Origin of the sequence: Corallococcus sp. bb12-1, from assembly GCF_026626765.1 — a bacterium.
GTDB lineage: Bacteria > Myxococcota > Myxococcia > Myxococcales > Myxococcaceae > Corallococcus > Corallococcus terminator.
In genome coordinates, this window is the sequence record NZ_JAPNJZ010000007.1 from 201,570 (window position 1) to 225,247 (window position 23,678).

At 68.5% G+C, this 23,678-nt stretch carries 17 protein-coding genes; 10 read left to right on the top strand and 7 right to left on the bottom strand.

What is annotated here, in order from left to right:
- Positions 1-21 precede the first annotated feature (21 nt).
- Positions 22-1,455 carry an alpha/beta fold hydrolase gene (locus tag OV208_RS11575; protein ID WP_267573893.1) on the top strand — a complete coding sequence of 478 codons (1,434 nt, stop codon included), beginning with the start codon at positions 22-24 and terminating at the stop codon, positions 1,453-1,455.
- Positions 1,456-2,082: 627 nt separating this feature from the next.
- Positions 2,083-3,381, top strand: coding sequence for a hypothetical protein (locus tag OV208_RS11580; RefSeq protein ID WP_267573894.1), 1,299 nt, complete (start codon positions 2,083-2,085; stop codon positions 3,379-3,381).
- Positions 3,382-3,420: 39 nt separating this feature from the next.
- On the opposite strand, the gene OV208_RS11585 is transcribed toward OV208_RS11580, so the two are convergent.
- Entirely contained in the window at positions 3,421-3,993 is a 573-nt protein-coding gene (locus OV208_RS11585) for a hypothetical protein (RefSeq protein ID WP_267573895.1), read from the bottom strand.
- 65 nt (positions 3,994-4,058) lie between these two features.
- Positions 4,059-7,067 carry a zinc dependent phospholipase C family protein gene (locus tag OV208_RS11590; RefSeq protein WP_267573896.1) on the bottom strand — a complete coding sequence of 1,003 codons (3,009 nt, stop codon included), beginning with the start codon at positions 7,065-7,067 and terminating at the stop codon, positions 4,059-4,061.
- Positions 7,068-7,228: 161 nt separating this feature from the next.
- Here OV208_RS11590 and OV208_RS11595 point away from each other — a divergent pair, with 161 nt between their 5' ends.
- Positions 7,229-7,585 carry a PEP/pyruvate-binding domain-containing protein gene (locus OV208_RS11595; RefSeq protein ID WP_267573897.1) on the top strand — a complete coding sequence of 119 codons (357 nt, stop codon included), beginning with the start codon at positions 7,229-7,231 and terminating at the stop codon, positions 7,583-7,585.
- Here the strand turns inward: OV208_RS11595 and OV208_RS11600 are convergent.
- Positions 7,567-7,833, bottom strand: coding sequence for a DUF2092 domain-containing protein (locus OV208_RS11600; protein ID WP_267573898.1), 267 nt, complete (start codon positions 7,831-7,833; stop codon positions 7,567-7,569). The two genes, OV208_RS11595 and OV208_RS11600, sit on opposite strands and share 19 nt — an antisense overlap.
- A 675-nt stretch (positions 7,834-8,508) precedes the next feature.
- Between OV208_RS11600 and OV208_RS11605 the strand changes: the two genes are divergently transcribed.
- The 4 genes from OV208_RS11605 to OV208_RS11620 all read left to right on the top strand — a co-directional run bounded on the left by OV208_RS11605 (position 8,509) and on the right by OV208_RS11620 (position 11,187).
- Positions 8,509-8,868 carry a VOC family protein gene (locus OV208_RS11605; RefSeq protein ID WP_267573899.1) on the top strand — a complete coding sequence of 120 codons (360 nt, stop codon included), beginning with the start codon at positions 8,509-8,511 and terminating at the stop codon, positions 8,866-8,868.
- A gap of 62 nt (positions 8,869-8,930) precedes the next feature.
- Positions 8,931-9,329 (top strand): SRPBCC family protein, encoded by a 399-nt coding sequence (locus OV208_RS11610; protein ID WP_267573900.1) that lies wholly within the window; start codon positions 8,931-8,933, stop codon positions 9,327-9,329.
- Between the two features lie 239 nt (positions 9,330-9,568).
- On the top strand, positions 9,569-10,561 hold the full coding sequence (locus OV208_RS11615; protein ID WP_267573901.1) for a 3-hydroxyacyl-CoA dehydrogenase family protein: 993 nt from the start codon (positions 9,569-9,571) through the stop codon (positions 10,559-10,561).
- Positions 10,558-11,187, top strand: coding sequence for a hypothetical protein (locus OV208_RS11620; protein ID WP_267573902.1), 630 nt, complete (start codon positions 10,558-10,560; stop codon positions 11,185-11,187). Before OV208_RS11615 ends, OV208_RS11620 begins: the two co-directional genes overlap by 4 nt.
- A 350-nt stretch (positions 11,188-11,537) precedes the next feature.
- Here OV208_RS11620 and OV208_RS11625 read toward each other — a convergent pair whose 3' ends face one another.
- The gene (locus OV208_RS11625) at positions 11,538-13,307 is read right to left on the bottom strand and encodes a serine/threonine protein kinase (protein WP_267573903.1); all 1,770 of its coding nucleotides are present in this window, start codon (positions 13,305-13,307) and stop codon (positions 11,538-11,540) included.
- A 122-nt stretch (positions 13,308-13,429) separates the two neighbouring features.
- Between OV208_RS11625 and OV208_RS11630 the strand changes: the two genes are divergently transcribed.
- Complete coding sequence (locus OV208_RS11630; RefSeq protein WP_267573904.1) at positions 13,430-15,391, top strand: ABC-F family ATP-binding cassette domain-containing protein; 1,962 nt, start codon at positions 13,430-13,432, stop codon at positions 15,389-15,391.
- 12 nt (positions 15,392-15,403) lie between these two features.
- On the opposite strand, the gene gspC is transcribed toward OV208_RS11630, so the two are convergent.
- The 3 genes from gspC to OV208_RS11645 form a co-directional block, all read right to left on the bottom strand.
- Complete coding sequence (gene gspC, locus OV208_RS11635; RefSeq protein ID WP_324291370.1) at positions 15,404-16,357, bottom strand: type II secretion system protein GspC; 954 nt, start codon at positions 16,355-16,357, stop codon at positions 15,404-15,406.
- Positions 16,358-16,456: 99 nt separating this feature from the next.
- Positions 16,457-17,179 (bottom strand): zf-TFIIB domain-containing protein, encoded by a 723-nt coding sequence (locus tag OV208_RS11640; protein ID WP_267573906.1) that lies wholly within the window; start codon positions 17,177-17,179, stop codon positions 16,457-16,459.
- Between the two features lie 64 nt (positions 17,180-17,243).
- Positions 17,244-19,487, bottom strand: coding sequence for a GAF domain-containing sensor histidine kinase (locus tag OV208_RS11645; protein WP_267573907.1), 2,244 nt, complete (start codon positions 19,485-19,487; stop codon positions 17,244-17,246).
- A gap of 110 nt (positions 19,488-19,597) precedes the next feature.
- Between OV208_RS11645 and OV208_RS11650 the strand changes: the two genes are divergently transcribed.
- Together OV208_RS11650 and OV208_RS11655 are read left to right on the top strand one after the other, a co-directional pair.
- The gene (locus OV208_RS11650) at positions 19,598-22,093 is read left to right on the top strand and encodes a transglycosylase SLT domain-containing protein (protein WP_267573908.1); all 2,496 of its coding nucleotides are present in this window, start codon (positions 19,598-19,600) and stop codon (positions 22,091-22,093) included.
- Between the two features lie 81 nt (positions 22,094-22,174).
- Positions 22,175-23,620, top strand: a complete 1,446-nt coding sequence (locus OV208_RS11655) for a hypothetical protein (RefSeq protein ID WP_267573909.1) — start codon at positions 22,175-22,177, stop codon at positions 23,618-23,620.
- Positions 23,621-23,678 lie beyond the last annotated feature (58 nt).

Consider the following 23,678-nt stretch of genomic DNA (forward strand, 5'->3'; position numbering starts at 1 on the left):
CTCCCGCCGAAAGGACCTGCCTTGAAACACCTCTTCGTCCTCAGCCTCCTCCTCGTCGCGCCGCTCGCGGCCGCCAAGGGCCCGGCGGCGCGCTTCGAGCCGTACACGTTTCAGGCCCGCGACGGGCGGACGACCGAAGCGGAACTCGGCACGTTCAGCGTGCCGGTGCGGCACGGCCATCCCAAGGGCCCCCGCCTGACGCTGCGCTTCGTCCGCTTCCCCGCCACCGGCAAGGCGCGCGCGGCGGCGCCCATCGTCTACCTGGCGGGAGGGCCGGGCGGCTCGGGCATCGATGCGGCGAGCGGTCCGCGCTACGAGCTGTTCCTCGCGCTGCGGGAGTTGGGAGACGTCATCGCCCTGGACCAGCGCGGCACCGGGCAGTCCGAGCCGGAGCGCAAGGGCCTGGAGCGCGCCTGGAGTGTTCCCTGGGAGGAGCCGATGGACGAGGCCCGGCTCACCATGGCGCTGCGGCAGGCGCTGGCCGAGGCGGCGCCGGCATGGGCCGCGGCTGGCGTGGACGTGGGCGCGTTCAACACGGAGGAGAGCGTGGAGGACCTGGAGTCGCTGCGACAGGCGCTGGGCGTGCCGCGCCTGCGGCTGTGGGGCATCAGCTACGGCACGCACCTGGGGATTGCGTACCTCAAGCGCCATGCGGCCCGGGTGGAGCGCGCCGTCCTCGCCGGCATCGAGGGACCTGACGACACGTGGAAGTCCCCCGCGCAGGCGGAGGCGCTGCTCGCACGCTGGGAGGTCCGGCTTCAGGCGCGTGGACAGCCGGACCTGCGCGCGCGGTTGGGGCGGGTGCTGGAGGCACTGAAGACCACGCCCCGCCGCGTGCCCCTCCGGGATCCGCGCACCGGCACCGAAAAGGTCTGGATGGCCAGCGCGTTCGACATCCAGTGTGTTGCCTTCGAATTGATGCGGGGCCCGGAGGGGTTCCCGCGCTTCGTCGAACTGCTGGGGGCACTGGAGGCGGGGTCCTTCGAGGTCATGGCGCCGCTCGTGCCGGAGCTGCGCGGGGGCACGTTCAGCATGATGTCGATGGCGATGGACGCGGCGTCTGGAATGAGCCCGGCCCGGCGCGCGCGCATCGCCCGCGAGGCGTCGACGGCGCTGCTGGGCGGGGCCGTCAACGCGGGCGCGCCGGAGGCCGCCTGGGTGGCGGGCGTCGAGGATCTGGGCGAGGCCTTCCGCGCGCCGGTTCGTGCGCGCACGCCCGTCCTGCTCATCAGCGGCACGCTGGACGGGCGCACCCCTGTCGACAATGCGGAAGCGCTGCGCTCGGGGTTGCCACGCTCGGTCCACCTCGTGCTGGAGGGCGCCGGGCACGACGGCCTGTTCCAGGGGGACCCGCGCATCCTCGAACGTCTCCGCGCCTTCTTCCGGGGCGACCGGCTCCGCGATGAGCGGCTCCAGGTGCCGGACGTCAGCAAGCCCCGCCCTCCACCGAAGTGACGCGGCGCCGGTGTCCACGATGGGGAGTTCGACGGTGAAGGCCGGACCCTGACAGAGCCTCGCCGCGCACTTCTTCGACATAGGACCCGACAGACGTCCCGTGTCGTTCGTCCGTCTCCAGGTTCTTGAGGTCTTTCGCTGCATGTCGGGGGGCCCAGCGCAGCAGGCGCCCAGCCCGAGGTCGGGGTGACCAGGGCCTATCGACAGACACGATGTTCGTATTTAATACAGTCTCCCTGGTGGGCGGGACTCGAATTGAATCAGAGGCCACGGACCTACAGCTCCACAACCCCAATTTTCCCATGTGGATGCGTTTCCAGGCCATCGGAGAGGGGGGCGTCGCGCGGTGCCCCGCTTCTCCATGTCCCCAAAGGGGAAGGCCTTCGAATGCGCTACCGACATGCCCCTACGCTCCTGCTGACCTGCATCTGTGCCCTCGTGGCGTGCAGGCAGGCCACGGTTTCTCCCCGGCCCATCCCGGCTGGATACGGCTTCCCGGGCGACCGGGATGAAATTCAGCGGTGGGCGGATGCATGGGATATCGCTCGCATCACCCCCAAGGCCTGGAACCTCTGGGCGGGGCTGCACGCCGATTCCGGGGAGGTCTACCCGGGAACCGGGCTCCCCATGCCTGTCTGGGACACCTGGAACGGGGAGGAGATATTCCCCGCCCCCAATCAGGCGACGCCGGACCTGACGCGGCGCACGCCCACCCATGCCTTTCACGGGCCCCGTCAGTTCCACCACCCGAGCACTTCGGGACAGGCCGGCACCCCGACCGAACAGCTCGTCTCCTTCAACAAGTTCAACCCCCAGATGGCCGCCTACCTGACCCAGGGCCATCCCGCCAGGGCAGGGGAGACGCGGTATTTCTACAACCAGTTCACCAGTCTGGCCGCGCTGAACAACCAGTGGCCAGACACGACGCCCATCGCGCGGCGGACGGTGCAACAGGCGCCGTACACCGCGCCCTCGGCAGGCAGAGCGGGCTCGGCGGCCATGGAGCTCAAGCCCGTGCTGTACCTGGTCAAGAAGAGCCAGCCCACCCCGGTGCCCGTGTGGATGGGATTCGAGGGGAGTCTCGACCCGGGGGCGACGTGCACGCCCGAGGGCCAGGAGCAGGACAAGTGCCATCCGACGCCCTCGACCTGGCTGACGTGTGCGATCGTGGATCCCTCCGCGCCAGCGAGTGCTCCCATCGCGGATGCCACCGCCGAGCAGATCCAGCGCGTCGAGCCTCTCATCGCCAAGGCGAACAGCGCCAATCCTGGCAGCCCGATCTTCAGCTGCAAGCGGTACCTGCATGTGCCGCTCTCCACCCTCTACTCCTTCCAGATGAATGCCGCCGAGGCCCAGGCCTTCAACAGCACCAACATCGAAGGACTCCAGGCCGAAACGGGCGACTACGCGGTCCTGACGGCCATGCATGTCAATACCAAGGAGATCCTCAACTGGACCTGGCAGACCTTCTGGTGGCAGCCCGGCCGCGATGCGCCCGATGACTTCCCGGGAAGCAAGCAAGGGATGACGGACAAGGTCACGGGGGCGGGGCGCAACTATGCGATGTGCACCGCCTACAATCAGACCCAGGGCAAGGGGAGCAGCAAGATGGTTGTCTGCTTCAACCCGTACCTGGAAACCGCCTCGGGGATTCCCGCCGGCGTCCAGAGCAACTGCATGACGTGTCATGGCACCGCGGCGGTGGGCAGCTCCTTCTCGAACAGCGCCAGCACGCCGCCCGCGCAGTGGACGCCCCAGACGCCCTCGTATCCGTGTGACTATCAAGCGCCCATTGATTTCGCATCGTACCCGTGGCTCACGGGTTTCACGTCCACGGACTTCTCCTGGGCGATTCCCGCGGATCCGCAGCCGCTCCCCCAGAACCCGAACAACATCCCCCCCGCCGGGACATTGAATTGTCCTTGAGCCGCCCCCGCCAGGCGGTCCGCCGTGCGGTTTCCGGACCTACGGCGCCGGTTGGGTTTCGGGGCTTTGCAAGGATTCGCGTGCGCGCAGTCGCTCCTCGCGATGCTTCGAGACCCATTCTCGCGCCTTCCCCTTCTGCGTCTCGTCCAGGAGCGCTTCGACATCACGGTAGGCCGCCGCGTCGTTGTCCTCCATCGCCTGGAACAGGGCCTGCTGCCGCTTCAGCTCCTCTTCGCTCAGAGGTGCGGGAGGCCGGGCGGGAGGCCTGTACGCGGGCCGGCCCCCCGGGCCCACGGTGCCGCTCCTGCCCCTCATTCCGGCTCCGGGCGGTGGCCCCTCTCCTGGGGCTGGTTCGGGGTGCCAGAGCTGCCGGAGCTGTTCACGGAGGGGCCGGTTGGCCGCGTCGAGGGCCTCCTCCCGCTGGCCCACCTGGATCAACTGGTCGGTGGTGAGCATCAGCTCCTGATGGTGCTCGAGCAGCAGCGCGAGGGGCGACTGGAAGAGGACCCTGGGGGGCGGCGGACGCCCTGGGCGCTCCGCGGGTGAGGACGAAGCGCAGGCGGTCACAAGACCCACCAGCAACAACCACGGCACGAGATGGCGCGGCGACATCGAGCCTCCTTGGGGCGTATGCCGTCCATCTCTATGCCGAAGTCCCTTTCAGCAGAAGGGCCTGCTCAGACCTCCCCGTCGATTGCGAAGACCTGGATGAAATCAAGGCTGGTCCCGCCCACGGAGAGGGTCTCCCCACTCGTCTGGGTGAATAACAGGAAGTAGTCCTTCGAGGCGTCCGAGACGATCACCATGCCCTCCATCTGGATGTACCCCGACTGCCGGTCACCCAGGTTTCCCGTGGGGCAGATTGAAGTCGACATGATGGGCGAGCCCGGTGAGGGCGCGTCGTTATGGCGATACAAGGTCAAATCCGCCATGAACAGCGGACCGGTCGTCACGGGGATGCCGAGGGAGACCACTACCCAGTACTTCCCTGGGAGATTGAACTGGAAGGCATGGCCCCAGTCCGTCTTCTCCGTCCGGATGCAGCGGTTCTTCTCGGACGGCAGGCACAAATAGTACGGCCGATCATTGGCGATGTCGTTGGTGTACGGCAGAAGCATGGAGCTGCTCATGGCCGTCAGGTCATAAGGGGCCACCTCCAGCGGGTCGGGGTCGTCAAGCTTGAAGAGATCGATGCGATCCCGCATGTCACCCCCCACCCCTACGTATTCCGCGCCTCCGAGCGGGTAGAGTCCCAAATAGAGCGTATAAATCTCATCGGTGGTGACATCAATGAACCCCGAGACGTGGACGAAGCCGGTGATGCTGTTGTTCGCCGTCGCAACCCGCTTCTTCAAGACCGTCTCGCCGACAAGCTTGCGGTCCTCCCACCGCGTACGGACGAGCTCAAGGGTCGCCGCGGCTTGATTGCTTCCAGTCGAGCGGTGGTACGAGGTCCCGAGGGACGCATGGACGAAATACCTCCCGGCGGAGAGGAACCTGATCTGCCCGAAGGAGTCGTTGAGATGCGCGACCCGGTTGGGAGTCTCTGGCGACAGGACAATCCAGAAACGGCCATTCGGCCCCTGGTGGAGACCGCGCAGGGTCTGCGAGGGAATGAAGGCCTGGTAATGACGGGCGGTCAACGGCGACATCGCGAGGTCCGAGACCGGAGCGCTCTGGAGCTGAACGATGTGCACGAAGTCGTACTCACTGGGATTGGCGTCGAAGTCTTCTCCCGAGTCCTGGGCAAAACGAACGCTGTACGACGCATCCGCGCTCGTCACCGAGACGATGCCGCTCACCTGGATGACGCCTGTCCTGGCCTTCCCCGTGGCGACGCTCTCGTGAATCTCGATGTTCCCGGTCGTGACGTTCTTCAGTGCAACCTGCGCTGTGAAGGGATCCTCGCGCTCGGACAGCCTAGGCGTACTGACCTGGACGACGACGTAGTAGACCCCGGCCGACAGGAAGCGGAAGGAGTTGCCCGAGCCCGCCAGCGCGACGCAGTCGTGGTTCGTGGTCGGCGCCAGCATCGGGCGGGTGGCGTTCAGTGACCGGCTCGACGAGGCCTCGCCCGACCCCAGTGGGATGACGGCATGGGTCTTGGTCACCGCCTTGGTGATGGGTGGAAACCCCTTGACCTTGATCGACGACCCCTGCGGCATTCGCTGGTTTTCGAGCGGAGTCCCGTCACACCCGATCTGCGTGATGTCGGACGCGCCTCCCTTCAACTGGCGGCCGGTGGTGTAGACGGGCGGCAGCGCATCTTCCGTCGGCGGATAGTTGGGATTCGACGCGATGGCCGTGGCGTATCGCCCCAGGGCCTGGGTGTAATAGCCCTCGGAGCCCGGGACGATGCTCGCGAACGGGTCTGGCTTGCCCGTGTAGATGTTGAGGGCGGCGAAGCTTTGCGCTTGATACCTCGCCACGGTCTGGCACCCGATGGCGACGACGTCCTGCGGAAAGACAGCCTTGTTGGGGAAGTCATCGAAGGAGCGCGGGGCCGTGCGCGCGGTGTCCTTCCACATCAGCATCGGGAACCAGTCGCGAAACACCGCGAGGAGGTACCCCGCGCACGCCTGGACGGCGCCGACGATGACCCGGTTGAAGACGGGCTCACAGGCCTTCTTCCAGGTCGGATAACCCGCGGGCGTCGGCTGGCCTGGTGGCTTGATGATGGCGTTTTCGTAATTGTAGAAGGCGTCGAGATTGTACTTGGGCTTGATGTTCGGCGGGAGCGGATCGGAGTGGCGCTCAGAACCCAGCACGGGCGCCAGGGCCCAGTCGTGCTTGTTGTCGTCCGTCAGCGCCAGGTTGAAGTTGGGGTGGCCAATCCGGGCGGCAGCGGCGATGACCCACGCCGCGACGCCCTTTTCAGGAGCCTGCTGGGCAGGGTCACCCCCAAACGCGAAGCAGTTGTCTGACGTCAGCGTTTCGGGGTCGACCTTGAGCGCAGCGGGCCGGGTGTTGATGTACTCCTGCGCCGCTTTCTCGAAATCACTGTGGAATACGTCGTTGGCGCCACTGATGACGTTCGGGAAGTTGTGGGCGTGCATGGGCTGCGTCACGTCCTCGAAATAGTGGAGCGTGATGCCCAGGTAGTAGAAGAACTGGAGGAGGGTCCGGAGGTCCGGATTCTCGACGGCCAGTCGCCCATACTGGCCGGTTTCGATGGCGGAGACCGCGAAGTTCGGCGCCGACTTGGCGTGAGTGTCGGAGCAGTTGAGGTGCGTCTCATAGCTCTGCTTCGTCACCGGGTTGTAGAAATGGCTCTGCCACGTGCAGGTGTTCATCCACGGGTTGGCCCAGTCACTGTCATAGAGGCCCTTCACCATGGCGTCATGAAAGATGGTGTTGTCCGTCCAGGGGCGCTTGGAGTTGCGGTCGGGCGACACGCTGAATTTCAAGAACCGGGCGATTTGCTTGCCGTCGGCCACCACTCGCGGGTCGGCGCCAGAAGGCCCCAGGTCATCCAGCAGCTCGATGGCGCGATGGAAGATCCACAAGTGGGTCGCGCTCCTCTCATCCAGAACGCTTTCCTCAGACCACATCAAGTGGTGATGGCAGCCCTGGCTGGTGTGGGACTCGGACTCATCGCGCTGCGATTCCAACATGAACGCCTCCTCGTGGTGTTTGTCCAGATGTAGCGTCAGGTTCAGCCAGCACCCGGACAAAATCAACGACACGGCAGGTAGACCCTTTGCGATTATTTTCGAGGCTCTCCGAGACGCCACGCGCAGGCCTTGTCCTTCTGGCATGGGTCGGTGTCTGGCATTCGCGGCTCCTCCCCATGTGAGCTGGCGTGCGGCGACCTTCACTGCCCGGGGGCTGGCGCCATGTTGTACGGATGTCGCAGGAGCCCGCGGAGCAGCCCCACGCAGCGTACGGACTGCGCAAGAGTCGGTGCACTTCATTCCGCGTTCAGGAGTGCAGTGCCGCTCTTTCGCGAGAGGGAGGTGAGCGTCTGGGCTACCGTGTGTTGGATTTCCAGGAGAGCGACCAGACGCAAATCGCGGTTGTTGGCGGCAAGGGCGCGCATCTGGGGGCGCTTTCGCGGATCGAAGGCCTCCGCGTGCCGGCTGGCTTTTGCGTGACGACGGACGCCTTCCAGCGGGTCATGGCGGAAGCGCCGTCAATCGACGAGCAGCTCGAATGGCTGTCGCGTCCGAGGGGGCGCACAGAGGGCTACCGGACGCCGAGGTGAAACACGTCGCCCGCGCGCTGCAACTGGACCTTCTGCCCTGAGTCGAGCACTTCATCGAGCGTCCCCTCGGTGCGGACGGAGAACTCACGCTGCGCGGCCAGGAAGTCGCTCATCTGTCGCAGGATGCGCTGGGCCTGGGGGTCGATTCGAGCGGTGGGCTCGGCGGGTGCTTTCTCCTGCGCGCCCCCGAGTAGGGGAGTCACTCCCAGGAGCAGGACGAGCAGGGGCCCGCACCACCTCTTGCTCACCCTTCCTCCGCTACCTGTGTCTGTCATGAGCCCCTCCAGTGTCGTGAGAAACGCACCAAGCGCCGGGCGGCTTCGCCTCACGTCTTCGGTCGTTGCCCCAAGACATTGGGGCCGTGGCCACCGGGCAAAAGGCTCACCGGTTCGACCGCCGCGCCGTCTGGTGGCTCGCGGAAGGCCGCCGCTTCGGACGGAATCCGCGCCGGGCTGAGCCTCCGTCTTCTCGGAGGACTGCGCGGCGCCCTGGGTCCTCCGGTGCGACGCGAAGCCGGGCGAGCGCCAGTTCGAGGAACGGCATGCGTCTTTCTCCGTGTCGTACGTCCGGTGGGGGAGCTTTGGCTACCATTCCCGCGGCGCGGCGCATGAGATCGTGGCCGGAGCAACGCTCGTCGGGTACGCGGGGGACGCCTTCCACTGCACCCACGAGCACCCTTTCGCGGGCGATGAGTGTTTGTCGTTCCAGCTCTCTGACGCACTCGTGGATTCGCTTGGAGCCCCCTGGACGCGTGGCGCGTTGGCGTGGGCTTCGGGGACCTGTCGAACTTCGTGCGCACGTTCCGCCGCGCGGCAGGCGTCTCACCGCGCGCGTTCCGGAAGGCCTCGCGAGGAGAGCGCAAGATCCTCCAAGAGAAGATGGCGAGCACCTCTTAGACGTGGGGCTCACTCCAGGAGGCAATCGTGTTCGACCACATCGGTCTACGTGTGAAGGATCTCCAGCGCAGCATCCGGTTCTACCAGGCGGTGCTCGCCCCATTGGGCTGCGTGCTCTGTCACCAGGACGCGGCAAGCGCTGGCTTCGGGCCCAAGGGTCAGCCGGCCCTGTGGCTCTATCCCGCGAGCGACGCCCGGAGCACCGGGCATGTCGCCTTCCGGGCCAGCGAGCGCGGCGCGGTGGACCGGTTCCACGCCGCGGGCGTGGCGGCGGGCGGGAACGACCACGGCGCGCCGGGCATTCGCGCGGATTACGCGGACAACTACTACGCCGCGTTCGTTCTCGACCCGGATGGGAACAATGTCGAGGCCGTGTGCTTCACGTGAGCGCATCCAGCCGCATGCACGCACATTGAAAACCTGACTCCAACACAACAAGAGCACACACCATGGCTTCGATTCGCAAGGACATCACGACGAGCGCCACGCCCGAGTGGGTGTGGGATGCAATCCGCGACATTGGCGCGCTTCATACGCGACTGGTTCCCGGCTTCGTTGTCGACACACGTCTTGAGCCGGGAGCCCGCGTGGTCACCTTCGGCAACGGGATGGTGGTCAGGGAGCCCATCGTGACGGTCGATGACGACGGGCGGCGTCTCGTATGGGGCGCGGAGGGTGGACCGATGACCCACTACAACGGAGCGGTCCAGGTCCACGCGGAGGGCACGGGGAGCCGGGTCGTCTGGACCGCCGATTTCCTTCCTCACGAGGCGAGCGCCGTCATTGGACCGATGATCGACGCCGGCCTGGCCGCGATGAAGAAGGCACTGGATGGAGGCACGCGGTAGCTCGGCCCAAGGTGCGCGCAAGGGTGACGGCGCTCCGACACTCCCTGGGCCACGCGTTGGGAGATACAGCCATGGACTCCTTCGATCTGGAGTTCAGCATGCGCATCGTTCTCGGGCCGCTCAGCGAGCTGTACGGCTGACGACGCGATGCGGTGGAGGCCGCGGAATGAACAATTGCAACGCACCTTCACCGCATCGTTCTGACGCTCCGCGTTCGTGAAGGAAGGATTGCCTCCGTCATGCGGCCGCGGCGACGCTGCGCCGCCATGGGACACAAGCGGCTGATGCGGATTGGCGTGGTGGGCGGTGGGGCCATGGGGTGCGGAATCGCGCTCGAGCTCGCCATCGCGGGCAGGCAGGTGGTGCTCTTCAACACGCGTGCGGACAGCAGTGAGCGCGCGCGGGTGAAGTTGGAACGGGACGCGGCGCTGCTGGTGGAGACGGGGCTGCTGTCCCCGGCAGGGCGTGAGGCCGCGCTCGGGCGGATCCGGCGCACCACGGTGCTCACCGAGGCCGCCGTGGGCCAGGACCTGATCCTCGAGTCCGTGCCCGAGGACCTCGTGCTCAAGCAGGAGGTCTTCTGTCGACTGGACGGGCTGGCGGCGCCGGACACCGTGCTCGCCTCCAACACCACCGCACTGAGCGTGACGGCGCTGGCGCGGGACTGCACCCGGCCCGAGCGCGTCCTCGCGGCGCACTACTACCTGCCGGCGCACCTGATTCCCCTCGTGGATGTCATTCCCGGGGAGAAGACGGCTCCCGACGTCGTGGAGACCGTGCGGCGGTTCCTGGAGGAGGTGGGCAAGACGCCGGTGGTGTTCGCGAAGGACGTGCCGGGCTCCGTGGGCCCGCGCTTGTTGCAGGCGCTCATCGGCGAGGGCATCCGGCTGGTGCAGGAAGGTGTCGCCACGCCGGAGATGGTGGACCGCGTGCTCACGCAGGGAATCGGGCGGCGATTCGGCGCGTCCGGCATCTTCGACCGGTTGGATCTCGCGGGGCTGGACCTCGTCACCGGCGTCATGCGCAACGCCGGACGCCCGGTGCCCCCGGTGCTCGCCCAGAAGGTCGAGCGCGGCGAGCTGGGCCTGAAGTCGGGCCAGGGCTTCTACACCTGGACGCCGGACGCCACCGCCGCCTTCGAGGAGCGCGTCGCCCGCGGCCTCATCACCCAGCTTCGCGAGGACCGGGCCGAGGGCCGCCTCCCCAGCCCCACGTTGGAGACGCCGGAATGAGCCCGGAGCTCGTGCTGCTGGACCCGGACGTGCTGTCGGACTTCCTCGCGGACGCCACCCGCGAATACCTGGCGTGTACCCCGGAGCTGCCACCCCGGAGCTGGGCCGTCCTGCTGGGGCGCTTCGTGGACGACGCGATGCGGGTGGAGCGGGTCCGCTTCGCCGCCAACATCCGCGAGACGGACGACACCGTGCTCCAGGAGTTCGACGCCACCATCATCCCGCGCTTCGGCGCCTGCTATGCCAATGGCCGGCGCGGCTACTGGTGCGAGCCCCGGGAATTGCTGCGCATCACCGCCGAGGCGGAGGCGGAGGGGCTGGAGGTGCTCGGCTCCATCCACCTGCACCCGGACTGGCACCGCATCGGCCCGCCCCACGAGCGCGGCCTGCGGGTGAGCCAGGAGCCCACGCCCATGGACCGGCATCTGTTCCAGGGCGCCGGCTGGCCGCTCAACATGATCCTCTACCTGGAGCGGCGCGAGAGCCGGCTCTACCACGCGCTCGGGGCGTGGGCCGCCCCGTCCGAATCCGACCCCCACTGCCGCCCGCTGGCCCTCCGCTTCGGCACCCTGGAGTTCGAAGGCAGTGCGGCCAGGGGATCCGTGACCTGTTCAAGCAGACCTTGACGGATCGCCTGAGGGCCGCGGTGCATTCAACCGGTGAGCGCAGCAGGGTGTGCTCGAGCCGGACTTGGAGTGGGCACGCCAGAAACGGAGTCCATGGGGACGCCCGCCGGCGGCTGGTCGCCAGAACCTGTCCGACTGTCGGACAGGTTCGCGCCATGCGCCACCCATCGGGGAGCATCGTCCAGGTGGCTCACTCGGAACGTCGCGTGCACGGGGGCGGGCCGCTCGCCGTGCCGCGGCGGGACCGAAGCGAGGGACCGCGCTCCTCCGTCACAATGAGAAGAAGCCCGGCAACCCGGTGAGGTTGCTGGGCTTCAATGCGTGCCGGGAGCGGGAATCGGACCCGCGCCCTACTCGAAAACGCCGATGCCCGGGTCGGAGCCGTTGTTCGAGGGCTTCGCGGGCTTCGTCGGCCGGGGCGCCGCGACGCGCACCGGCTCCAGGCGCACCTCCACGGGCTGCACCGTCGAGTCCGCGCTGCGGCTGTAGTCGAGCCTGCGCTCCACGTCCTGGTGGCCGGCGAGCTTGAAGCGCAGCACCGACATCCTGGCGCGCGGCAGCATCAGCTTCGTGGGCGTGGTGCCAATCTGGGCGTCCCCGTCATAGATGGCCGCGCCGGGGGGCGTGGAGATGAACTCCACCGTCACGTCCTGCGGCAGGGCCGTCGGGTTGGGGGCGGGATCGTCCTGCACCCGCGTGGGCGGGGGCGTGGCCACCGTCCTCGGAGGCGTCATCACCACGGGGGTCGGGGTGGGGGCCTCGCCGCCTCCGCGCGACATGACCAACGCCACACCGGCGCCCAGCAGCACCAGCGGCACGGCGATGAGCGCCACCTTCTTGCCCCCGGACATGCCCTGGGGCGGAGGCGGCTCGACGGGCTCCTCGCGGGCCGGGGGCGGCCGGCGGTTGGCCTGGGAGAGGGGAGGGTTGCCCGTGCTCGTGGCCGGACGGTTCGCGGCCGGCTGTGCCCCACCGGCGGGCGTGGTGCCCCGGGCAGGGGCCGCGCCCACTCGGGACGCGGACCGCGCGTTCGTCCCCGTGCCCGCCGGACCCGGCGCACGTCCTGCCCGGCTGGCGGAACCCAGGCGGCTGCCCGAACCCGCGCGGCTGTTGGAGCCCGCGCCCGGACGGCTGCGGCTGCCGGTGCCCCGGTCGGCCCCGGGGGCGCCGCCGGTGGGGTGCGCGTCCAGTTCCTCCTGGGACAGGCCCTCCACCGAGTCGATGAGCGCGTCGATGAACTCCTGCGCGTTCTGGTAGCGGTCTTCCTTCTCCGCGGAGAGCGCCTTGGCGAAGAACGCGTCCAGCTCCGCCGGCACGGGCGCGCCCTGGCGCTTGGTGCTCACCAGGGGCACGGGCTGGGTGAGCGACGCGGTGAGCGCCTTGCGCACGGTGTTGGCGCCGTACGGAGAGCTGCCCGTGAGGCAGAAGTACAGCACGCCCGCCATGGAGTAGAGGTCGGAGCGCTGGTCCACGGACTCGCCGCCGGCCTGCTCGGGCGGCATGTACTGGGGGGTGCCCAGCACCTGGCCGGTGGACGTGAGCTGCTCCTCCTCGTCCTGCTCCAGCGCCTTGACGAGGCCGAAGTCCAGCACCTTGACGAAGTCCTTCCCGTCGAGCGCCTGGACCATGATGTTGTGCGGCTTCAGGTCGCGGTGGACGCAACCCTCATCGTGCGCGTGCGCGAGGCCCAACGTGGCCTGCTCCAGGAGGTTGACGGCCCGGCGCAGGGTCATGGGGCCCTCGCGCTTGACCAGCTCCTTGAGGCTTTCGCCCTTGAGCAGCTCCATCACGTAGTAGCAGGTGCCGTCCGCGGCGCGGCCGAAGTCGAAGATGGTGATGACGTTCGGGTGGCGCAGGCGGCTGGCGATCTCCGCCTCGCGGCGGAAGCGCTCGAAGAACTGGGGCGCGGCGGCGAGCGACGGGTTGAGCGTCTTCACCGCCACCGGGCGCTGGACGGAGGTCTGGGTGGCGCGGAACACCATGCCCATGCCGCCCTGGCCGAGGACGCTCTCAATCTTGTAGCGGCCGTCCAGGACCTGGCCCAGGAGCTGGAGGCTCTGCGCCGCGCACAGGTGATCTTGACCGTCGGTACTTCCGCAATGGGGGCAGGGGGCGGCCATGGGTGGCGGGAGTATAGGCAAGCCGCGCGCCATGCCCAACCCGAGAGATGAGCCCCCTGGGCAGTCAGGCAGGCATCTGAGGCGTTCCCGTGGGGCCTTCCGGCTGCTATCTCCGCCCCGCCATGAGCCTCGTCATCGCCCAGGACATCAGCCTCGCCTACGGAAAGAAAATCCTCTTCGATGAGGACAACTTCACACTTGGCCCCCGGGACCGGGTGGGCCTGGTGGGGGCCAACGGCACGGGGAAGTCCTCCCTGATGAAGATCATCGCCAAGGCGAGCCAGCCGGATGGGGGCACCATCCAGTACAGCCGCCGGGCCCGGGCGGGCTATCTGCCCCAGGAAATCGCGGGGTTACCCGAAGGCACGGTGGTGGAGGCGGTGATGAGCACCGTGCCCGGCCGGGACGCGATGGAGTCCCGCCTGAGGGACACCGAAGGGGCCCTGGCGGCGGCCGTGGAGGAGGAGGACCAGCTGGAGCTGGCGCAGACGCTGGCGGACCTCCACGCGGAGCTGGACGACTTCGAGAACCGCTACGGCCGGCACCACGCCGAGCGAATCTTGAAGGGCCTGGGCTTCCGGGACGCGGACCTGTCCAAGCCGACGCAGGCCCTGTCAGGCGGCTGGCGGATGCGGGCGGCGCTCGCGGGACTGCTGCTCCAGGACCCGGACCTCCTGCTCCTGGACGAGCCGACGAACCACCTGGACGTGCCGACGCTGGCCTGGTTCGACGGGTTCCTGCGCCGCTCCAACAAGGCGATGGTGCTCATCTCCCACGACCGCGACTTCCTCAACCGGCAGATCAACCGGGTGGTGTCGCTGGAGATGGAAGGCGTGCGCGAGTACGCGGGCAACTACGAGGACTACAAGCGCCAGCGTGCCGAGGAGATGGTGCTCCTGCAGGCGAAGGCGGAGAAGGTGGAGCAGCGGCGGGCGGAGCTGCAGGGCTTCATCGACCGGTTCGGCGCCAAGGCCACCAAGGCGAAGCAGGCGCAGAGCCGCGCGAAAATGCTGGCCAAGCTGGAGAAGGTGCAGGTCCTCGAAGAGCGCCAGACGATGAAGTTCCGCTTCCCGGAAGTGGAGCGCAGCGGCCGGGACGTGGTGGTGATGGAGGACATCACCAAGCGCTACGGCGCGCTCACTGTCTACGACGGGCTGAACGCGCGACTGGAGCGGGGCCAACGCATCGCGGTTGTCGGCGCCAACGGCGCGGGCAAGACGACGCTCCTGAAGATGGTCGCGGGGGAGCTGGCACCGGACACCGGCAAGGTGACGGTGGGGCACAACGTGGTGGTGGGCTATTACGCGCAGCACCACGCGGACAAGCTCAACCGCCACAACTCCATCATCGAGGAAGTGCGGCCCCTGGCGGCGGACAAGCCGGAGAGCTACGTGCGCGGCGTGCTGGGCGCGTTCCTCTTCAGCGGCGACGACGTGGAGAAGCCCATTGGCGTGCTGAGCGGTGGCGAGCGAGCGCGCGTGGCCCTGGCGAAGCTGCTGCTGGTGCCGTCCAACTTCCTCCTGATGGACGAGCCGACGAACCACCTGGACCTGGACTCGTCGGAGATGCTGATTGAGGCGCTGAAGCTGTACGGCGGCACGTTGCTGTTCGTGAGCCACAACCGCAGCTTCATCAACGGCCTGTGCACGCACGTCTGGGAGGTGGCGGACGGCAAGCTCACGTCGCACCCGGGCAACCTGGACGAATACCTCTACCACCAGGAGCAGCAGCGGCTGGCGGCGGAGGGCGCGGAGTCCAGCACGTCCGGCGGCAAGGGAACGGGGGCGGGCGCGGCGACGGTGTCGGAGAAGGAGCGCAAGCGGCTGGAGGCGGAGGCGCGCCAGCGGCGCTCCGTGGTGGAGGGCCCCATCAAGAAGGAGATCGCGAAGCTGGAGGAGCGCATCGCGAAGGTGGAGACCGAGCAGAAGGAGCGCGAGGCGCAGCTCGCGGACCCGGTGCTCTACAACGACTTCGCCCGGGCCAAGCCTCTGATGGACGGGCACCGCGCGGGCAAGGAGGAGCTGGAAGACCTCTATGCCCGGTGGGAAGTGGCACAGGAGAAGCTGGCGGCGGCGCAGGCCTGAGCACGGCCTGCTTCACTGGATGTCGAAGGTCTTCCGGACCGGAGCCCCGCCGCGCTCAATCTGCAACTCGATGCGCCGGGCCTCTCTCATGCTCGTGAAGGCTTCCAGGGCCTTCTCCGGGCGGTCCAGGTCCAGCCCGTTGATGCGCTGGAGCACGTCCCCGTTGCGCAACCCCAGCCGCGAGTAGAGCGAGCCGTCCTTGATGGAGAACAGCTTGAAGCCCACGGGGCGGCCGTCCTTGAAGGCGGGGACCACGCGGGCCTCCATGGACAGCTCGCTCAGGTGCGCGAGCGCCTCGGTGACGTCCTCGCGGGGGATGACGAGGGAGTCCGGTCCCGTGGCACGGATGCCCTTGCCCAGGTTGGAACCTCCGGGCGTCGCGGCGCCTGGATGGGCATTCACCGGGGTGGGGCCCGCGCCCGGCAGGGAAGCGCCGTCAATGTATTCGAGCCGCCCGTCGACCACGAACAGGATGCGCTCCCGTTCGATGGCGAAGACATGGGCGCCCTTGAAGGCATCACTGAGCATCAGGCTGCGTGTGACACCGCCTGAAAGTTCATGGATGGAGGCCATGGACCAGCGCGGATCCTGTGAAATCAACGTCCCAAGCAGCCGCAGGGGCAGCGTGCTCCGTGGAATCCCGGGGCCCGGGTCCACCTCCATCGGTTGCGCCACGGGACCTGGAAGGGACATGCCGGTGAGCCTTGCCAGGAGGCCCGGGTCCAGCGCGGCCTCTGATGGCGAGCGCAAGGGCAGTCGTACCGTGATTCCGCTGTCCTGAGGTGCTGGCGTCAGGACTCCGATGAACATTTGATTCACGATGAGCGCCGCTGTCAGCGCGCACGAAAAGACAAGCAGGGCGAAGCCACCCTGCACGGACCTGCGCATCCCATGGTTCACGAATGCCTCCCTCGGCGAAACGCGAGAGGCATGAGCAAGACGAGGGCCAAGGGCCCTGGCAGGCATGTCCAGGACACAGGTGCCGCGCGGTGAGGCCCTGGCGCGGACGTCTTGTCAGGCCTCGTGGCGCCGCGAATGACAGCCTGTCAGGCGCGCGGCACGGGACTACTTGAACAGCTTCGACAGCAGCCACACCACGGCGGACTCGGTGGCGCCGGTGTTCAGGTACTGGGACCTGCGGCCCGCGGACTCACTGGCACGCGCCTTCGTCAGCTCACCGGCGTACGGCGCGGAGCCCTCCGGAGCGCAGCTTCCACAGAACAGCCGCTCCTCCCAGACGAACCCGTAGCGCGGCTCCATCCTGCGCCCGCAGGTCGTGCACGCGGGCTCGTCGCCCAGCAGCACCTTGGGCCGCAGGTTCATGCCCGGAGGCGCGGGGACATACTCATGCTCGAAGTCCGCGGCCTGGATCTCCGGCGCGTGCGCGTCCGGTGCCCGGGGCGCGGGTGTCGTCGCGTTCAGGAGCCGGGCCACCTCTTCCCGGTCCATCGCCACGCCCCGGCACTTCACGCAGACGTCCACCCTCACGTCCCGCAACTCCACCGCTGACAGCGGCGCGCTGCCACACCCGGGGCAGGTGGGCGCCCGCCGCCCGCAGGACGGACAGCCCGGGACGTACTGGAGCCCCGCGTCACAGCCCCGGCACCGCCCGGGCCTTCCCTTCGCCTGCTCGAACACGGCCTCCATCACCGGACCGGTGACGACCTTCCCCAGCGCCTCCGCGTCAAGCCAGCCCGCACCGCACGCACCACACTCGTCGCGCGCCAGGCCCCGGGCGTAGGTGCTGAGCATCGTCGTCTGGCAGTAGGGACAGGGACACGGCTGCATGGGCCCCCAAGCCTAGCGGTTCTTTCCTGGAAGCGGGACCCCCAGGGGCGGGGACCCGGCGCCTTCAGCTCGCGCGGCGACGCTTGTCGCGCTTCGACCGGGGCTCGGGCGGCTTCGGCGGGGTGGGGGCCGGCTCGCGGAGCTCCTCGGGGATGACCAGGGACTGGGAGGGGCGGGTGGGGGGCGCGGGGGTGCCCTCCGGGAGCGCACCCTCCGTCAGCTCCGGAGGAATCGCCGGCAGCCGGATGACGAACGTGGTGCCTTCGCCCCCCTTGCTATGCACGCTGATGCTGCCGCCGTGGTTCTTCACGATGCGATGGCAGATGGCGAGCCCCAGCCCCGTGCCCTTCTGCTTCGTCGTGAAGAAGGGCACGAAGATATGCGGCTGCTGATCCAACGGGATGCCCGGGCCGTTGTCGGTGACGCGCACCTCCACGAACTCGCCGCCCGCGCTGCGGAAGTCGCCGAAGCGCTCCGGCTTCTCCGTGCGCACCGTGATGCAGCCCTTCTGGGCGCCCATCGCCTGCACCGCGTTCTGCACCAGGTTGATCAACACCTGCTTGAGCTGCTCCGCGTCGCCGTCCGCGCGCGGAAGCCGCAAGTCCAACTCCACCGCCAGCTCCGCCGTGTCCGGCATGTCGTTCTGGATGAGCCGCATCGTGCGCGTCACCACCTCGTTGAGGTCGGTGGGCCCGAAGCTCTGCTTGAGCGGCCGCGAGTAGTCGAGGAACGCCGTCACCACGCCGTTGAGCCGGTTGACCTCCTCGACAATCACATCCAGGAACTCGCTGTCCTCGCCCGACAGATTCTTGGGGTCCAGGCACTGCGCCGCGCCCTTGATGGCGCCCAGCGGGTTCCTGATTTCATGCGCCAGGCCCGCCGCCATCTCACCCAGCGCCGCCAGGCGGTCGCGCTCGCGGATCTTCTCGTACAGCTTGGAGTTCTCCAGCACCGTCGCCATCCGCTCGGAGACCTCCAGGATGAGGGCGATCTCATCGGACGCGTACGCCTCCGGCACCCGTTCATCCCAGAGGTTCAGGAACCCGATGACCCGGTCGTTCCCCATCAGGGGCACGCTGATGCCGGCCCGCATCTGGAGCAGTGCCGCGCGCGTGTCGTTGAGCCGCTTCAGCTCGTCGCGGAACCGCTTGCCCTCCACCGCCTGCACCCGCATCACGGAGATGCGGCGCTCCACGTTCTCCAGCAGCACCGCCTTCTGGCCGCTCGCCACCGCGAACAGCACGCCGCGCGCCGCCGCCGTGTCCAGGAGCGGCACCGGCAGGGGCCCACGCGAGTCCAGGAGCCGGTAGCCGGGCCGGTCCTCCGCCATCAGGTACACCGACGCGTGCGTCACGCGCCCCGTCTCGTGCAGCGCGTCCAGCACCACGCGCGCCAGTTCGGAGATTTCGATGACCGCCGTCATCCGCACGCGCAGGGCGCCCAGCGTGCCCAGCAGGGCGAAGCGTTCGCGGAAGAAGATGCGCACCACCATCTCCTCCACCTTGGTGCGCAGCGGATCCAACAGGATGAGGATGACGAACGCGGCCACCACCGTGTTGAAGACGAACAGCGACGTGTTCTCGTCCACCCACGCGGTGAGCACCGTGAAGACCGCGGCCAGGATGATGGCCAGCACCGTCTGCGAGGCGATCTTCCCCAACAGCTCGTGCAGGTCCATCAGCCGCAGCCGCAAGAGCGTCTGCGCGAGGAAGAACAGGTAGAGCGTCGCGAAGACGGGGCCCAGCGTGGGGAAGGGGATGTCGTAGCGGGAGAGGTAGTCCAGGCCGGAGAACAGCACCGCCGCGCCCGCGCCGATGGCCAGGTACGCCAGCCGGAACTGCTCGATGCGCGACTCCGTCGTCCGCACCCGGTGCACCAGCAGCGACACGGACGTGAACAGGGCCCCCAGCACCCAGGTCCCCATCGCCACCCGCGCCCATGCTTTGTCCGCCAACGGCGTCACGGCGACGGTGAGCCCCAGCACGGCGGACAGGAGGGCGAGCCGCCGACCGACCAGATGGGTGCCTTTGCTGACCCCCAGGAATTCGAGGAAGAAGGCGACCGCCGCCCCGGGCACCAGGGAGACGATGAGCACCGTGGCGCCGAGTGCGATGCGCGACACCCAGGGGTAGTCCTGGGCGGGAAAGATGCTGTGGAAGAAGAGACTGAGGTAGTACCCGGCGACCGTCAGCGTGAAGACGGAGTAGAGGGTGAGCACCCGTGGACGCCCGGGGCGCAACAACATGGACACGCCCAGCGCCAGGCCGATGATGGAAGCAAGCAGTGCGCTCTGAGTGCGGATATCCATGTGCAGGCGGACAGTCTAACCTCTGACGGGGGCTGGAAATTTTCCATGTGTCCCCAGTTGTCCTCGGGCGTGCCCGAGCGCATCTCCCAGGGTCCCCGAGGCCCCCGCGAATGAAAGTATCCCTCCAGCATCTCGCCCTCCTCGCCTCCGCGGCCCTCCTGTCCGCGCAGGCTCCCGCCCCGACGCCCCCGTCCGCCCCGACGCAGGCCGCCACGCCAACGCCCGCGGTGACGCCGACGCCGGCCGTGGCTCCGACTCCGGCCGCCGCCCCGACAGGGCTCGCGGGCGCGGCGTCCACGGACGACACGGATCAGGCGCCCACGACGCGCACGGACAGCGCGCCGTCGGAGGCGCAGCTCACGCCGCCGCCGGACGCGGACAAGGCCCCGCTGCCGGGGGGCTACGTGCAGGTGCTCAACCCGGCGTTCCCCGGCCTCGCGCCGCCCACGCCGGTGGTGCACCGGGGCCGTCGCTACGGGCTGGAGGACCTCACGCCGTACTTCGGCGAGGGCAAGAAGAAGGACGCGAAGGACGCGTTCGACAAGGGCCAGTACACGAAGGCGCGCACGCTCCTGGAGGGTGAGGGCGACAGCGCTCCGGTGCGCTACCTGCGCGCGCTGTCGGCGGTGCGCGCCGGGGATGACAAGGCGGCGGCGACGGAGATGGCGGCGCTGGCCAACGACTACCCGGCGCTGAAGGACCGCTGCCTCACGCACGCGGGCGTGGCGCTGGAGTCCCAGGGCCGGCTGGATGACGCGGCGGCCAGCTTCAAGCAGGTGCCGGCGGACTCGCGGATGTACGTGGACGCGCGCCTGGGGCTGGCGCGCGTGCTGCGCAAGAAGAAGGACTACGACGGCGCCATGGAGGCGCTGACGCCGCTGACCCTGCGCGCCATGACGGGCTGGGGCCGCAACGTAGGTGCCGAGGCGCTCATCGCCACGGCGGACCTCGCGGTGGAGAAGAAGGACCGCGCCGCCGAACGCGCCGCGCTGTGGCGCCTGTGGGCGAGCCAGCCACTGTCGCCCATCGTCAAGCAGGTGGAGAAGCGCCTGAAGGGGCAGACGCCGCCGCTGGACGCGAAGGTGGGCCGCGCGGAGGCGCTCATCGAAGCGCACCGCAACAAGCAGGGGCTGACCCTCCTGGAGCCGCTGCTGCCGTCGCTGAAGCTGCCGGACGCGCTGGCGTGCAAGGCGCACTTCGCCTTCGGCAAGGGCCAGCGCAAGGAGCGCCAGCACACGCGGGCCATTCAGGTGCTGACGCCCGTGGTGGAGCAGTGCAAGGACCGCGACCTGCTGGCGCGCGCGCTGTACGTGCTGGGCTCGTCGCGCTCCATCGTGGATCAGGCGCGCGGCACGGAGACGTACGAGCGGCTGGCGCGCGAGTTCCCGGACCACTCGTTCGCGGACGACGCGCTCTTCTACGCGGCGGACCTGTACGTGAAGACGTCCCGGCCCAAGGACGCGATGGCGCGCCTGGACGAGCTGGCGCGGCTGTACCCGAAGGGCGACTTCCTGGGCGAGGCGCTGTTCAAGGCGTTCTGGGTGGCGCGCACGTCGAAGGCGGAGGACGGGGGCTTCTCCTTCCTGGACCGCATCGAGGCGCAGTTCGCCAACGCGGACGAGTCCTACGACGTGGAGCGCGCGCGGTACTGGCGGGCCCGCACGCTGGAGGAGCGCGGCAACATCCAGGGCGCCGCGGAGCTGATGGAGCAGCTCGCGGTGGAGCACCCGGCCACCTACTACGGGCTGATGGCGCGCACGAAGCTGGGGGAGCTGGACAAGCCCCGGCTGGAGCGCGTGTCGCCGTCCATCTTCGAGGTGCCGGAGTCCGCCAGCCCCTGGCCGATGTTCGCCGGGCCCATGGGGGAGGATTCGCACTTCCGCGCGGGCGTGGAGCTGCTCCGGTTGGGCTTCCCGGACTCGGTGTCCTCGGAGCTGATGCTCGTCAACCGCTCCAGTCAGCCGCCGGAGTCCATGCGCCTGTTGGTGATGGTGCTGTCGCAGTCCGGGGATGCTCGGGCGGCGCACGCCATCGCGCGGCTCGCGCTGCGCAAGGACCTGAGCGGCCGCATCACCGCGCAGACGCGGCCGGTGTGGGAGGTGGCCTATCCCAACGCCTTCCGCGACCTCATCGAGAAGCACACCGTGCCCGCGGGCGTGGAGCCGGACCTGCTCCAGGCGCTGATGCGCGAGGAGAGCGCGTTGGACCCCAAGGCCCTCTCCTGGGCCGGCGCCATGGGCCTCACGCAGCTGATGCCGGCGACGGCGAAGGGCGTGGCGCGCGACCTGAAGGTGAAGAAGTTCACCGTGGATTCGTTGCTCCAGCCGGAGCTCAACATCCGCTTCGGCGCGCACTACCTGGGCGGGCTGATCAAGCAGTTCAAGGGCCACACGCCCTACGCGGTGGGCAGCTACAACGCGGGCTCCGGCGCGGTGAACCGGTGGCGCTCGGCCAACCCCAACCTGGCGCTGGATGCGTGGGTGGAGGAGATCCCCATCGCGGAGACGCGCGGCTACATCAAACGCGTGCTGCGCTCGTACAACACCTACCAACTCCTCTACGGCCGCGTGCCCAAGGCGCCGGTGATGCCCAGCGCATCGCGTTAAAGTGCGAAATCCAGGCTGAATCCTGAATTCGGGCATTCTTCGTGGAGGGTGATGGGCGGGCCGTGATTTCCTCGGCCGCCCATGAATCTACTTCCGAAGAGAGTCGCTCCCCTCGTCGTCCTGGCGGTGCTGTTGACGGGCCTGTGCTGGCCCGCCGTGGCCGCGGCGCAGAGCTGGTCGCTGACGAAGGAGCAGCGCCAGGCGTTTTTGCGCTACTACGCGCCGCTCATCTTCAAGCGGGCGAACGCGAACGACGGCCGGCATGGCTATGACTGGCTGACGAACTTCGACTTCGACCAGGACGGGGACTTCTCCAACAACAAGCTGCACTGGAAGCAGATCCCCCAGTACGTGGATGCGTCGCGTGTGGGGCCGAGCGCCTTCGACAGGTGGCGCATCCGGCCGACGCTGTACACGTCGCTCATCGAGTACATGGACGGGGGCAAGAACCTCGTCCTCGTGTATCACCTGTATCACGCGCTGGATAAGAACGCGGCGGGCGACTACCAGCTCCACGACTGGGAGCGGGTGGAGTTGCAGGTGAAGAACGTGGTGGGCAACCCGGGCAGCGGGGAGTCCGTGGCGTACGCGGTGGTGACGCAGCACAAGCGCAACGTGGTGCGCCGGCAGGGCAACACGGACCTCCAGTTCATGCAGACGCCGTCCGGCAGCCACCTGCTCATCTGGCAGGCGGAGTGGTCCGACAAGCTGCTGGCGGCGCACGGCCAGGAGCTGCGCTTCGTCACCGAGCCGTACTCGTTCTTCGCGGGCCGGATGGCTTCGGGCGGGAAGGCGGAGGCGGACGTGAACAACGACGACGGCCGCAAGAAGCTGCACATCGCGTTCGTGCCGGAGGACGACGCGGCGGCGGTGGCGGCGTTCAACGCGCAGCCGGTGCGGTACGCGACGGCGGACGCACTGGCCACCCGCTACGACAACGGGAGTACGGCCAACTGGCCCGCCGTGAAGCGGGTGACGTACGAGTTGCAGGACATCGCGGACATCCTGCCCACGCACTGGGAGCAGGGCGGCTACGCGACGCACTGGCTGCCCTCCGCGTCGGAGACCTTCCTGCTGGAGAGCCCCATCGTGAACGAGGCGGGACAGGCGGAGGTGAGCCCGGGCCTGCAGCGCTTCTTCACGAAGACGCGCGACATCGAAAACGAGGACGACCGCGAGGGCTACCCGTCGAAGAAGTGGTTCTTCGGCACGTTCGAGCTCAACGACAAGGCGTCGGACACGGGCGGCGGCGGGTCCAATGTCTTCCATGACAGGTCCTGGGCCAGCACGGTGGTGGACTCGCGCGGCCGGACGCGTGCGAGCGCCAGCGGGTCCACGGCTTCGCCGAATGCGTACTGGTGGCAGCACGACTACTTCGTGCACACGGGCGTGACGGACTCGTCGGACGGCGTGGAGCAGGGCTTCTGGCTGCCCGGGGCGTGGTACCTGCCGGCCAACGGCGGGTTCGACGGACGCTGGGTGCAGTTGTTCGACGACCGTCCGGGCCTGGAGTCCGGCGTCCGCTGAGACGGAGCATGTGACATGGGCCTCCACGACGGGCCGGGAACGGCTACGGTCCCGCGCC